This is a genomic window from Rummeliibacillus sp. NPDC094406 (assembly GCF_044763875.1).
Lineage (GTDB): Bacteria > Bacillota > Bacilli > Bacillales_A > Planococcaceae > Rummeliibacillus.
Window position 1 is genome coordinate 233687 of record NZ_JBIWGZ010000004.1, and the last position, 13929, is coordinate 247615.

The window sequence follows — 13929 nt, forward strand, 5'->3', positions numbered from 1 at the left end:
CAAGGACTAAAATATTGAGCGAAGGGGTAGATTAATTGGGGAAAAGAGTTGTTATTTTCATTTTGACACTAATGCTTCTTTTTACATTATCAAATGTTCCTATGTCTCAAGCGAAGAAAAATTCAAATGGGAATGAGGAAAGAATGGCAAAAAAGTGGGTTAAAGAGAAAGTAAAGAACATGTCAATAGAAGAAAAAGTAGGACAACTGTTTATCGTACATGCTTACGGAAAAACACCTTTTGACCCAGATTATGATGCAATCAACATAGAGAAAAAACGTGGCGGGGCAAACTTTAAGGAAATCATTGAGAAATATCATATTGGTGGCGTCATATACTTCAATTGGTCTCAAAACATTGGAACCCCTGTTGAGCTGAGTCAGGTGCAATCATTGTCAAATGGATTACAAGAAATTGCTCTTAAACAGGGGTCCAAAATTCCCTTATTCATCTCTACAGATCAAGAGGGGGGAGTTGTTGCACGTATTACAGAACCTGCTACCGTATTCCCAGGTAATATGGCACTTGGTGCAACAAGATCTGCAGATTTAGCAGGGAAATCAGCTGAAATTATGGGATTAGAATTAAAAAGCTTAGGCATTAATATGGACTTTGCTCCTGATTTAGATGTAAATGTAAATCCTGAAAATCCAGTAATCGGTGTGAGATCCTATTCTGAAAATCCAGAACTAGTTGCTCTATTAGGGATCAGCCAGGTCAATGGGCTTCAAAGTCAAAATGTCATTGCAACTGGAAAGCATTTTCCAGGTCATGGAGATACAAATGTAGATTCCCATTATGGGTTACCAATAGTGAATCATAATCTGCAAACATTAAATAATGTGGATTTAAAACCATTTAAAAAAGCCGTTCAAAACGGCATTGATGCCATCATGACGGCACATATAGTTGTTCCAGCTCTTGATAACTCTGGGCTTCCTGCGACTTTATCAAAACCAATTATGACAGGAGTCCTACGCAAACAATTAGGATATGATGGGTTAATTATTACGGATAGTTTAGATATGTCCGGGGCAAATGTTTTGCCAATGGATGAAATACCTATAAAAGCATTTCAAGCGGGGGCAGATATTTTACTTAATCCACCGGATGTAGAAGTCGCATATAATGCCGTGCTAAAAGCTGTAAAGTCAAAAGAAATAAGCAAGCAACGATTAGATCAGTCTGTTTCTAGAATTTTGCTAGCAAAATATAAACGTGGAATCATTCAACAGCCTTTTGTTAAAAAAGAAGCTATAGGCAGCATTGGAGTATCTGAAAATTTAAAGGTCGCAGATAAATTGACTGAAACTAGCATTACATTAATTAAAAATGATCATCAAATCTTACCGCTACATAAGGGTAAAAAAATTTTAGTAACAGGACCAACAGTTGCAAATTCAGAAAGATTAGCTACGCTTCTCTTAGAAAAAGGGAGGAATTCAATTGATTCTAGTACCAGTACATCCCCTTCTTCTGATCAAATTCAAACAGCAGTGACTAAAGCTCAAAATGTGGATGTTATTATTGTGACGACCTATAATGCTAATACGAATAGTGCACAACAATCACTCGTAAAAGCTTTGAAACAAACAGGAAAACCTGTTGTTGTAGCATCTATGAGAAACCCTTATGACATTATGGCCTTTCCAGAAGTAGATGCAAATATCTTAACATATGGTAATCGTGATATCTCAACACTAGCACTAACTAAAGTATTAACAGGGGAGATTCAACCAAATGGAAAGTTACCCGTAACAATACCTAAACTATATGATTTTGGATTTGGGCTGCAATATAAATAGGGGGGATTCATTTGAAAACGTGGTTCTGGAAGATATGTTCAATTGGCATAATAAGTGCGACATTTTCATTAGGAATTCTAGACTTTACTAATGCATCAAAACTTAAAAAAATTGAGGTGAACTATCAGTATGATCAATTTTCATGGGATCATCCAGGTTCATCAGCACAACTTTTACGTGATGGTAAACCAAAGGATGCAGGAATGGTTGAGGCACCTTTGAACGAAATCGATCAAGTTATTCAAAATGCAATCAACCAAAAAGTGATGCCTGGTGCAGTTGTTTCAGTTACAAGAAAAGGTATCACAGTAAAAGAGCAAGCATATGGATATGCCTACCGATACTTGGATGATCAATTTACTGAAACAAACCAACCTATTCTAATGAAACAAGATACTATTTTTGATATTGCCTCAATTAGTAAGATTTTTACAACCATTGCAGCAATGCAATTATATGAGAAAGGAAAATTTCAACTCGACGATCCAGTAGCAAAGTATATACCTGAATTTGCAGAAAACGGGAAAGAAAACGTTACAATTCGTCAACTGATGACCCATACATCAGGATTTGAACAAGGAATCGAGTTATATAAAATGAGAGGATCCAGAGAAGAGCGCTTAAAAATCGTTTTAAAACATAGTCTAACGAATCCACCAGGTTCGAAGTATACGTATAGTGATTTAAATATGATTACATTGGGTGTTCTTGTTGAAAGATTGACAGGGCAAAGACTGGATGAATATGTTAAACAATATATTACGGATCCATTAGGTATGAAAGATACTATGTACAATCCTGACATCTCTTTACAACCTAGAATTGCTGCAACAGAATATCAGCCTTGGACTGGAAGAGGCATTGTATGGGGGCAAGTTCACGATGAAAATGCATGGGCTTTAGATGGTGTCGCTGGCCATGCAGGCGTGTTCTCTACCGCACATGATTTGACAATTTTAGGACAGATGTTTTTAAATGATGGAAAATATGGTAAAGCGCTCATTTTAAAACCTTCGACGGTTAAATTAATGGAGCAAAATATGAATCAAGCGTTTCCTGGCAATGACCATGGTCTTGGATTCGATTTAAATCAAGGATGGTATATGGATGGATTAACGGATGTGAATACAATAGGGCACACAGGTTATACAGGTACTTCTTTAGTCATTAGCCCCAAAAATAAAGCCATCGTTATCTTATTAACCAATCGTGTACATCCAACACGTAATACCGAATCAATAAATCAAACGAGAAGACTTGTGGCAAGACAGGCTGCAGATGCCATCCCTGTCGCTATTCCAGGAAATAAAAATGCATGGTTTGCCGGATATGGTGACAAAAAAAATGCCATATTACAAGCTGAAGTGAACATTCAAAAGCCATCCATTCTTTCTTTTCTAACGTGGTACCGAATGGAAGAAGGTTCGGATATCGGAAATGTTGAAATATCTTTAGATGGAATAACATGGAATGAGCTTGGATTCTTTACAGGAGCTAGTGATCAATGGCAAGAACAATCTTACCAAATACCAGAGGGAACGAAGTTTATTCGCTTTCAATATACTACTGACAGCACTGTAAATGAAAGAGGATGGTATGTGTTGCAACCTAAAATTAAAACGGATCAAAAAAATATCACGCCTGAGTTTACAAGTACTGATTGGGAACTAAGGAATCGTTGATATAAGAATCAACATAGAGGATCCAAAAGAGGAGTTTTAAACGAAATTTCTAAACAAAAACTTAAAAATGTGAACTTTCTAATTCGATGAAGAGTGAAATTCTCGTGGAATAAATCTATAATTCTTAATTTTAAGTAATTTGAATTTGACTTTTGGCAATTGTGCCATTTATAATTGTTTACTAATAAAAGCATACAAAGTCGTGGAAGAGAAAAAGTAGTTATTTGTGTTGATCAACAGAGAGCTGATGAGTGGTGTGAATCAGTGTTCAAACAAATAATGAAAATCGTCTCTGAGATAGTTGGCTGAATGGACAGTAAGTCAACTCGGGGTTCTACCGTTAAAAGGAACGCGTATGATTGTACGTCGCTGAGTGCTATTGAGATCGGATTATTCAATAGAATTAGGGTGAACGCGGGTAACACCGTCCCTTTCTTTGCGAAGAAGGGGGCGGTGTTTTTTGTATGCCTTTTATACAATGTGTATAGGAGGAATTACAGATGAAAGAATCAGCTTTTGAACGAGAAACTAGAGTAAGAGAACGTTGGCATGACGCACAGACATTTGAGAAGTCCGTTATTAATCGCAAAGGTAAGAAACCCTTCGTTTTTTATGAAGGACCACCAACAGCAAACGGCATGCCACATGTTGGTCATGCATTTGGTCGGACAGTGAAGGATATTGTATCACGTTATAAAACGATGCAAGGGTATTATGTGGAACGTAAGGCTGGTTGGGATACACACGGCTTACCCGTAGAGCTTGGGGTTGAGAAGGAACTAGGCATCTCGGGTAAACAAGAAATTGAAGAATATGGTGTCGAGGAGTTCATAAATAAATGTAAAGAATCTGTTTTTCGCTATGAACAAAAATGGCGTAGCTTTACTGAGCAATTAGGCTATTGGATTGATATGGAGAATCCTTATGTCACACTTGAAAATGATTATATCGAATCGGTATGGGCAATTCTTAGCCATGTTCATAAATCTGGAGAGCTATACAAAGGACATCGCGTTTCACCATATTGCCCGAGTTGTCAAACATCATTGAGTTCACATGAAGTGGCACAGGGTTATAAAGATGTAAAAGATTTATCATTAACAGCTATGTTTAAACTTGTTGGAAAAGAAAATGAGTATTTCCTTGGATGGACGACGACTCCTTGGACATTACCTGCGAATGTGGCGTTAGCAGTAAATCCAGATTTAACTTATGTACGTGTAGAAAAAGACGCTAAAATTTTCATTGTAGCTAAATCATTAGTGCCAAAACTATTTGGTGAAAATGCGGTGATTTTAGATGAAAAGCTTGGAAAGGATTACGAGGGAACAAAATATGTGGCACCTCTTCAATTTGTTCAAGTTGAAAAAGGTCATGAAGTCGTGTTGGCTGATTATGTGACTGAATCATCTGGTACTGGAGTTGTACACATTGCACCAGCTTACGGTGAGGATGACTATAAAGTTGTTCAAAAAAATAAACTGTCCTTTGTCAATGTTGTGGATGGGCAAGGGCATTATACAGAAGCAGTTCCTCCACTAGAAGGACGATTTGTAAAAGATTGTGATGTAGACATTATTAAAATGCTTGCAGAACGAGGCGTATTGTTTGATAAGGAAAAATATGAGCATAGTTATCCGCATTGTTGGCGCTGTGATTCACCACTTCTTTATTACGCAACAGATAGTTGGTTTATTAAAATGTCCGATCATCGTGATGAATTATTGAATTTAAATGCAGAAGTAGATTGGTATCCTCATCATATAAAGGACGGTCGATTTGGAAACTTCTTAGAAAATGTGATTGACTGGAATATTAGCCGAAATCGTTATTGGGGTACACCATTAAATGTTTGGCAATGTGATGAGTGCGGACATGAGGTAGCGCCAGGGAGTATGGAAGAGCTGAAGCAACTTTCAAAAAATCCTTTAGAAGATGTTGAGCTGCATAAGCCTTATATCGACGAGGTTGTAGTTTGTTGTCCAAACTGCTCAGGAGATATGCATCGTACCCCTGAAGTGATTGACGTATGGTTTGATAGTGGCTCTATGCCATTTGCGCAGCAACATTATCCATTTAATCAAGAAATTAAGTTTTCAGAGCATTTCCCAGCAGATGTAGTTATCGAAGGCATTGACCAAACACGAGGATTTTTCTATAGTCTTTTAGCAGTTTCTACCTTATACAAGGGAAAGGCACCCTATAAAAGTGTATTATCTCTTGGGCATGTGTTAGATGGTGAAGGACGCAAAATGTCAAAAAGTAAGGGGAATGCGTTAGATCCAGTTGAAATGATACAGGAGTATGGAGCAGACGCACTTCGCTGGGCATTTATGACGGACAGTGCCCCTTGGAATCCGAAGCGATTCTCACATAAAACAGTCCAGGAAGCGAAATCAAAATTTGTTGATACACTTGAAAACGTATTTCATTTCTATCAGTTATATGCCAATATAGATGGTTATCAATATGATGCTGGAAAACAGGGTGTACGGACGAAGCTAGATGAATGGATTCTTTCTCGTATGAATCATACAGTTCAAATTGTTGAAAAGGCGATGGAGAAATATGATTTTACACTGGCAAGTAGAGAAATTGGACATTTTTTGGAACAGATAAGTAACTGGTATATCCGCCGCTCACGCGCTCGTTTCTGGGCAAATGGACTATCTGACGATAAGGTCGCTGCATACAGTACCTTATTTGAAGTTTTAACAACTGTAAGTAAGCTAGCGGCACCATTTACACCTTATCTTACAGATGAAATTTATTCCACACTGACAAGGGAATCAGTACATTTAACTGATTATCCAAAGGTTCATGAAGAGGCAATTCAGCTTCAGTTAGAGGAAGAGATGGACGCTGTACTGAAAATTGTGGAACTTGGTCGTAGAATTCGGAATACAGAGGGCATTAAAGTAAAACAACCTTTAGCCACGATGAATGTAGTTACACCAATTTCACGACTTGAATCGTATTCACCTATTATTCAGGATGAATTAAATATAAAGCAAATTCAATGGGTGACTAGCTTAGAAGAATTTTTAACAGTCGAGTATAAGCTCAACTTTAAAACAGCTGGGATGGCATTTGGCAAAAATGTGAATAGGATAAAGGAACTTGTTACACATCTTGAAGAAGATCAGAAAAAAGTCTTCAAACAAGAAGGAAAGCTTGAATTAACTATAGATGAAACGCTACTAACATTGCGTAGTGAGCATATCCTCAAAGATGTTCATGTTCCAGAAGGATTTTCTTTAGCTGAGGAAGAGCTATATGAAGTCTTGATTGATATTCGATTAACAGAGGATTTAAAACAGGAAGGTCAAATCCGTGAACTAATCCGACAGGTACAGGAAAAACGAAAACAGCTGAACCTACCAGTCGAGCAATATATTGATCTAGCATTTGAAGGTAACACAGTAGTGATTGAAAAATTCAAAGATTTACTAAAAGAATCACTATTAGTAAACACCCTTTATTTCAACAAAGTTATTGAAGTAAAATCAGCTTTTGAAGTGAAGATAGATGGAGAAAAGGTACAAGTGGGATTGGTGATGTAGAAGGAACTAAGGTCAATATGCGCTCGATTCAGACTATAGAGAAACTCGAAGAAATACGAGTTTCTCTATGGTCTTTTTTTATGTAGGCTCTATAAATAATTGTTGTTGATAATAAAAAAATAGAAAGAGGTCACTGTTTTTTCAGTGTCCTCTTTTGGCAATTACTTGTTTATTTCTTTTAAAATAGTGGGAACAAGTTCCTTTTTAAAAACAAACTTGAAAGATTGATTATCTTTCAGTGTTATTTGAACTGCTCCATTTAGTAGACCGTTTGCTTCTTTACATTCAGTTATATCAAAACGATGTATTCCAATAGCGAGCTGAATGTCCAAATTTATTTGTAGTTTATAGACAAGTAATCTTTGGTCAGTAATAGCTAATACCATTGGCATATTCTCTTTTGTAAGCCAAGAAATTTCAGGAAGAAGTTTCATTACCCAATTAGTAGGGGCCGTTCTTCCAGCGAAGACATCAATAATTTGTTCATTTAGTTCTAAATCCTGTTTAACTCTTTCTTGATATTTAACAGCGATACTCATTTTTTGTCTCCTCACAAATTGTATTTTATTTTTAATACGTTCTAAGAGAATGATTTGTTTCATTAATTGTAAATAAACAACATTCGACTATCGTTTTTCTTATTGTAGGAATCTACTTACTTTCTTTCATTTCTTCCCATTCATGCTTCTCAGTAAAATACTCAGCTAATTTGTTCGCTTTGTAAGTGATGTTTTCTGGATAATCCAGTATTTCAAGAAGTTTAATCGCATTTCTTGTTTTCGATGGTCCAGGATGAATTGTATAATCAAAATAAACTTGGCCATTTTCAATTGATTCACTAAAGTGATAATTCTCATATACACTACTAGCCATTACAGTTAATTCAATATCATGTGAAGCAACGATATTCATGCCTTTGTTTAAAGAAAGCCATTCCATAATTGAAGCGGATGCTGCTATCCTTTCAATTGTGTTTGTTCCTTTCAGTATTTCATCAATGAATGAGATACTTGGTTTACCTTGTTCACACAATTGAATTATACGCTTAAGTGATTTGATCTCAGCTATAAAGTAGCTGTCTCCATCTAGTACATTATCCTGAATTGCCATTGAAGTTACGATATAACTTGGTTTCATTGTCCAGCTTTCTGCTAAAACTGTATTAATTGTTTGAGCCAAAATCGCATTAATTGCAATTGCCTTAATATATGTTGATTTTCCTGATGCGTTTGACCCGGTAATGAGTGTACTCTTTCCTAATATCGATGAATTTGTCACTGGATTTTTAATAAGTGGATGATACATATTTTTGAACGAGAGTTCCTCTTTCTCCACAAAAGTAGGGGTACAATATGTATAATGAGATTTACGGTAAAAAGCGACAGCTATAGCTGCATCCAGTTGTCCAATCAGTTCCCATAATTCATGGAATTCTACTTTATTATTTGAAATCGTTTTAATGATATTGTTGTATGAAATAAAGTCCAATAAAAATATTATTCGAATATACTCAAAAAAAGCATCGATATCTCCTTCGCCTCTACCAATTGAAGCTAATCTATCCAAAAATAAAACCTTTTTGATAGGTTCCACATTTTTCTTAAACTTGTTTGCTAAGGATGTAAATTGTGGATGTTTAACAGAAGCAAAGCGTTTCCCAGTATGAATGATGGATGCTATATAAGATATGGAATACAAACTATTTTCTAATTTCAGTTTGTTTTTATAGTATATTGTAGTGTTCATTAGAAAAGATCCTATTAAACTCAGAATCCCGTATTTTAGGTTGAAAAACATCAGAAAAATCGAAGCAAATGGTAATAATGCAAGAAGTACATAAATAGCGGCATACTTAATTTTACTGTACTCTTCATAGAAAAATGAAGAAGAGTTTGTATAATCCTTTTTTCCAAGTCCGGATAGTATTAATAGCATCTCTTCCCTTAATGCCGGATTGTTTCCAAGCAATTTATATAGTTCTTCTTCATCTTGTATATTTTCAAGAGTTGGATCAATATCTCGAAGCTGATTAAATAAATATTCTGATCCGACCGAAGTCTGTGTGTAATTGATTTTTTGGAAAACAGTGTGCATATTTAAATCATCCCATGTCAACTGGTCAACACCATCATAATTGGGATTATGATTTTTTTTATTTTCCCAGTACATTGATACGGATTGATCATCTTCTCTACGAGGCAAAAACTCTCCAGATTCCCATTCTTCCCTAAATTTTTTCAGTTTTTTCTTATTTTTCGTTAATAAGTGGTATCCCCCAAATACAATTGCAACTATTATTAGAACAATAGCTAAATTTCCCAACATCTTAATCACTCCTAATAGCCCACTGTTAATTTGTGTTATTTTACAAAATTTATTTTATCAAATATTTTCTTATAAAGGAAATTGATATTATTATTTTAATTTTATGGTAAAAAGCTGTGTAATAAACTATTTACAATCTGTAAAGTATTCTAAACATTAGTCGTTAAGAATGCTTTACAGATTGTTTTTGTATTCTTAAATAAGCTACAAGAGTATTATTTGGCATGGTAATTGCAAGGATATGGATTGAGGTGATGATATGAAATTTGAAGACATTCAAATTGGACAAAAGTTTGAGACAAAATCTTATAAGATGAACAAAGATGAAATTATCTCTTTTGCATTACAGTTCGATCCACAATATATACATGTTGATGAGGAAAAGGCAAAACAAAGTAGGTTTAAAGGAATTATTGCATCAGGGCTACATACGATTAACGTTTCCTTTAAGCTATGGACGGATCTAAACGTATTGGGTGATAATCTCATCGCTGGGACAGGGATTGATCAATTAAAGTTTGTTCGACCAGTATTTCCAGATGATGTCCTTTATGTCACGACTGAGGTTATTAAAAAGCAAGAAAGAAAGGAAGATGGGGAAGTTACGTTGCTTTTATTATCCTTTAAAAACGATGGCGAATTGGTATTAAAAGCAGATATTTCTGCGTTAGTTTCAAAATAACAGGAGGATTTGCAAATAAAGGGGGATTCGCATGAAGGAAAATAAAACATCTAGTGAGAATGAAATTTTCAACCCTTTAAAGTCAGACAATGAGGCAATGGGTTTTCCATCTAGTAATAAGAAATGGCATTTAAAACAACAACCTAAAGGTATTAGATATATTGGCTATACGATCATTGCATTTGTTATCATCATATTTTTAACAGTTCTTATTTTATATTTATAAACAACAATAAAGATTAACATAGCATAAAAGAACCGAAAACATATAGGGATGGAGCGAGCGTATCGTTTCATCCTTTTATGTTATCTACCTGTTAAACACGATTGTTAATATAACTTAGATTAAAGAGGAAATTTATAAATATCAATTCAAATTTTTATTAATGGAAAAATGATTACGCTGGTAGTAAAAAACAATCAAGACCAAGGTATTAATTTTGAAATAAGAGGTAATATCGGACGTGAAAAGTTAATTACTCTTGCTAAATCCTATTTACACAATTATAGGAGAAAAGCAATTATCTTTAAATTTAATAAAAAGTTGATTGGAGTGAAGGGTGGTGACTCCTGTGGGATTAGCGTGAAGCTTGAGACCCCGCACGAAGCGTAGCGAAGGAGGAGGCTCAACTCACGCCCCACGAAAAGCATCCACCCGGAACGGAAATCAACGGATTAGCACCACGAAAAATTACTATTCTCTCTAATTTTAAATGGTGTTTAATGACTTTCTGGACTAGGACAATCTCTTTTTAGTTATATATGTTATAACGAAATTCTATTCTATATGATATTTCTTCATTTTTGCATAGAGCCATGGTCTGCTGATGCCTAGTAATTGGCTCGCTTTTGTTTTATTTCCTTTGGCTTCTTTTAAGGCTAAGATAATGAGGTCTTTTTCTGTAGTATCAAGCATATCTTTATACGTAGAGGTTGCCCTAGGATGTATTTCTTCTTCCTTCGTGAGCGTGTTGATAACCGCAATATTATCCGCATCAATGTAATCACCAGACTTTAGGTTTGCGGCTCTTTCTATAACATTCTGCAATTCTCGTACATTTCCTGGCCAAGAATGTTTCATCAATTTTGTTAGAGCAGAATGTGTGACACCTCGAATATAAAATCCACTTTGGTTCAATCGTTTTATAATTGCCTGAATGATGTCGGGGAGATCTTCCATTCTTTCTCTTAAAGGTGGAATATTTAACCTCATAATATTAAGTCGATAATAGAGATCTTCTCGGAACTTACCATCTGCAACGAGTTTTTCAATATTTTGATTGGTGGCAGCAATGATTTTCGTATTTAGATGAATGGTTTTAGAACTGCCAATTGGTTGAAACTCTTTTTCCTGTAGCACTCGTAAGATTTTCGTCTGAAGAGTGAGAGACATATCACCAATTTCATCCAAAAAGATGGTGCCGTTTTGTGCTAATTCAAATTTACCCTTCTTGCCACCTTTTTTAGCACCAGTAAATGCCCCATCTGCATAACCAAAAAATTCTGATTCAAGCAATTCAGGTGGTATCGCAGCACAATTGACTTGGACAAAGGATCCCTGCTGCTTTGAAGCAGTATGGATTCCCTGAGCAAATAACTCTTTTCCAGTCCCGCTTTCTCCAATAATTAAAATGGTAGACATACTTTTAGAAGCTAAAGTTGCTTCGTGTTTTACTTTTTGAATTGCTTCTGATTCACCCGCAATATCAAATAATGTGTACTTTGTTCCTTTCATTTCACTAATTTCATTTTTATAGTCAGATAGCTGTTTCTCAAGTTTTTTCACTTTCGTTAAGGCTTCGTGTAAATGCGTTAAGCCGCGATAAGTAACTTTACAGATGGCGCTAACTGATTTGCCATTTTCTTTGATCGGCAAGATCGAAATAAGGGAATGTTGTCCCTCGATAATCTGTGGAGTATTGTGAATGCTAATCCCACTTTTGATGACATTTTCAATCGCTAATTCTGGAAACAAATCTGTAGTAGATTTACCCAAAGCATCCTTACTATTTAATCCAAACAAATCAGTGAACCCTTTATTAACCATCGTAATTTCTGCTTTTTGATTAACGAGAATAATCGCATCATAGGCAATCTCAAGGATAGAGGATAGTTGACTATAGACAACATTATATGAAAAAAGCAGTTGCTCAGTTGATATGACTCCAATGGGAATCATATCTTCGTTAACAACTGGTGCGTGACCGACATTATGTTTCAAAAGTAAAGCTCTTGTTTCATCAATATCATTAGTTGGACGAAGGAAAATGGGACGATCATTACAATATTGTTCAATCGTCATATCAAAAGATGGTTGAGTGGTTAATAGTTGAAAGATTTTGTTCTTCGTAATGATTCCTATCAATTTATGGTCCTTATCCACCACTGGAAGAATATTAGATTGAGTTTGTGTAAACAGTGGGAGAATTTCATTTAAGGTTTGTTCTTTGGTGCAGGATTTAAAATTCGTTGTCATGAGATCAGAAATGAGCACATCCATCAAATCCTTTCAAATACATTTGCAATAGCAGTTAACATATCTTGTTAATTTCATTTACAATTTACAATATTCCGTTAATTATAGTTTACACCATAAGTGAATAAAAAGCTTTATTTAGCAGAATAAAAACTTGGCAAGGAATTTGCAGTTTAAATAGATTGAAAGATTCACCGGAGGAGGACTAAAAATGAAAAATTCAATAGCGATTGAAGAAGAAATCACATTGTTTAAAAAAACAATTCAGGCGTTTGCCAAAAAAGAAATTGTAGATCACTACAGTAAATGGGAAGAGGATGGAATTATTCCAAAAGAGCTGTGGCGAAAGCTAGGTGATGAAGGATTGCTTTGTGTAGATATTCCAGAGCAATATGGTGGTTTAGGAGCACCTCTCCATTTTTCAGCAAGCATTATTGACGAATTCAGTCGGCTTGGATTTAATTCAATTTCAGGAAATTTAGCAGTACATTCAAATATCGTAGCCTATTACATTCTTAATTCGGGGACGGAAGAACAAAAGGCATATTATTTACCTAAAATGGCATCTGGAGAACTTGTTGGTGCAATTGCTATGACTGAGCCTAGTGCTGGTAGTGACCTTCAAGGAATTAAAACGACTGCGGTCAAAAATGCAGAAACTGGTGATTATCTTATCAATGGTTCGAAGACATTTATATCGAATGGTCAACATTTCGATTTTGCCATTGTGGTGGCCAAAACAAATCCATCAGTCCCTGCATCTAAAGGAACGACGCTTTTTATAGTTGATGCTACTAGTAAAGGGCTAACAAAAGGAAAGAAATTAAAGAAAATCGGTCTTCATTCTGCTGATACTTCTGAATTATTTTTTGAAGAAGTCTTGGCATCCACGGGACAAGTTTTAGGGGAACTAGATCGTGGGTTTATCACATTGATGCATGAATTACCAAGAGAAAGAACGATTCTTGCTGTTGGTGCATGTGGTGCTATGGAGGGGGCTTTGGAAATCACGGTGAAATATCTGCATGAAAGAGAGGCGTTTGGAGCGCCTCTTAGCAAACTTCAAACGATTCGTCATAAAATCGCCGAAATGACAACCGAAGCAAAAGTCAATCGTGCATATGTCAATCAATGTCTAGCGCTTTTGGAAAATAACCAGCTGTCTACTGCAGATGCAAGTATTGCAAAACTATCTGCAACAGAAGCGCAAGGTCGGATTGCGGATGGATGCTTACAGTTATTTGGGGGATACGGTTATATGGAGGAATATCCAATTTCAAGAGCTTTTACAGATGCAAGAGTACAACGTATTTATGGGGGAACATCTGAGATTATGAAGGAAATTATTAGTAAGGATGTATTGGGGAAATAGCATAGGCTAGGAAGTTCTAAACAT

Annotated in this window: 9 protein-coding genes and 1 other annotated feature; of the genes, 6 read left to right on the forward strand and 3 right to left on the reverse strand. The window is 35.6% G+C overall.

Annotated elements, in window-relative coordinates:
- Positions 1-35 precede the first annotated feature (35 nt).
- The 3 genes from ACIQ4I_RS12850 to ileS all read left to right on the forward strand — a co-directional run bounded on the left by ACIQ4I_RS12850 (position 36) and on the right by ileS (position 7050).
- Complete coding sequence (locus ACIQ4I_RS12850; RefSeq protein ID WP_403096419.1) at positions 36-1805, forward strand: glycoside hydrolase family 3 protein; 1770 nt, start codon at positions 36-38, stop codon at positions 1803-1805.
- Between the two features lie 74 nt (positions 1806-1879).
- Positions 1880-3487, forward strand: coding sequence for a serine hydrolase domain-containing protein (locus ACIQ4I_RS12855; RefSeq protein ID WP_403096806.1), 1608 nt, complete (start codon positions 1880-1882; stop codon positions 3485-3487).
- Between the two features lie 194 nt (positions 3488-3681).
- Positions 3682-3922 (forward strand) — a binding site (T-box leader).
- Between the two features lie 65 nt (positions 3923-3987).
- Entirely contained in the window at positions 3988-7050 is a 3063-nt protein-coding gene (ileS, locus tag ACIQ4I_RS12860) for an isoleucine--tRNA ligase (protein WP_403096420.1), read from the forward strand.
- A 161-nt stretch (positions 7051-7211) separates the two neighbouring features.
- Here ileS and ACIQ4I_RS12865 read toward each other — a convergent pair whose 3' ends face one another.
- Both ACIQ4I_RS12865 and ACIQ4I_RS12870 read right to left on the reverse strand, forming a co-directional pair.
- Complete coding sequence (locus ACIQ4I_RS12865) at positions 7212-7589, reverse strand: hypothetical protein (protein ID WP_403096421.1); 378 nt, start codon at positions 7587-7589, stop codon at positions 7212-7214.
- Positions 7590-7701: 112 nt separating this feature from the next.
- On the reverse strand, positions 7702-9375 hold the full coding sequence (locus ACIQ4I_RS12870; RefSeq protein WP_403096422.1) for a MutS-related protein: 1674 nt from the start codon (positions 9373-9375) through the stop codon (positions 7702-7704).
- 259 nt (positions 9376-9634) lie between these two features.
- On the opposite strand from ACIQ4I_RS12870, the gene ACIQ4I_RS12875 reads away from it, so the two are divergent.
- Together ACIQ4I_RS12875 and ACIQ4I_RS12880 are read left to right on the forward strand one after the other, a co-directional pair.
- Positions 9635-10057, forward strand: coding sequence for a MaoC/PaaZ C-terminal domain-containing protein (locus tag ACIQ4I_RS12875; RefSeq protein ID WP_403096424.1), 423 nt, complete (start codon positions 9635-9637; stop codon positions 10055-10057).
- A 31-nt stretch (positions 10058-10088) separates the two neighbouring features.
- Positions 10089-10283, forward strand: coding sequence for a hypothetical protein (locus tag ACIQ4I_RS12880; RefSeq protein WP_403096425.1), 195 nt, complete (start codon positions 10089-10091; stop codon positions 10281-10283).
- 552 nt (positions 10284-10835) lie between these two features.
- Here ACIQ4I_RS12880 and ACIQ4I_RS12885 read toward each other — a convergent pair.
- Positions 10836-12551: a sigma 54-interacting transcriptional regulator gene (locus tag ACIQ4I_RS12885; protein ID WP_403096427.1), complete on the reverse strand. Its 1716-nt coding sequence runs from the start codon at positions 12549-12551 to the stop codon at positions 10836-10838.
- Between the two features lie 193 nt (positions 12552-12744).
- Between ACIQ4I_RS12885 and ACIQ4I_RS12890 the strand changes: the two genes are divergently transcribed.
- A complete protein-coding gene (locus ACIQ4I_RS12890) occupies positions 12745-13905 on the forward strand; it encodes an acyl-CoA dehydrogenase family protein (RefSeq protein WP_403096428.1) in 1161 nt (386 codons plus the stop codon).
- Positions 13906-13929 lie beyond the last annotated feature (24 nt).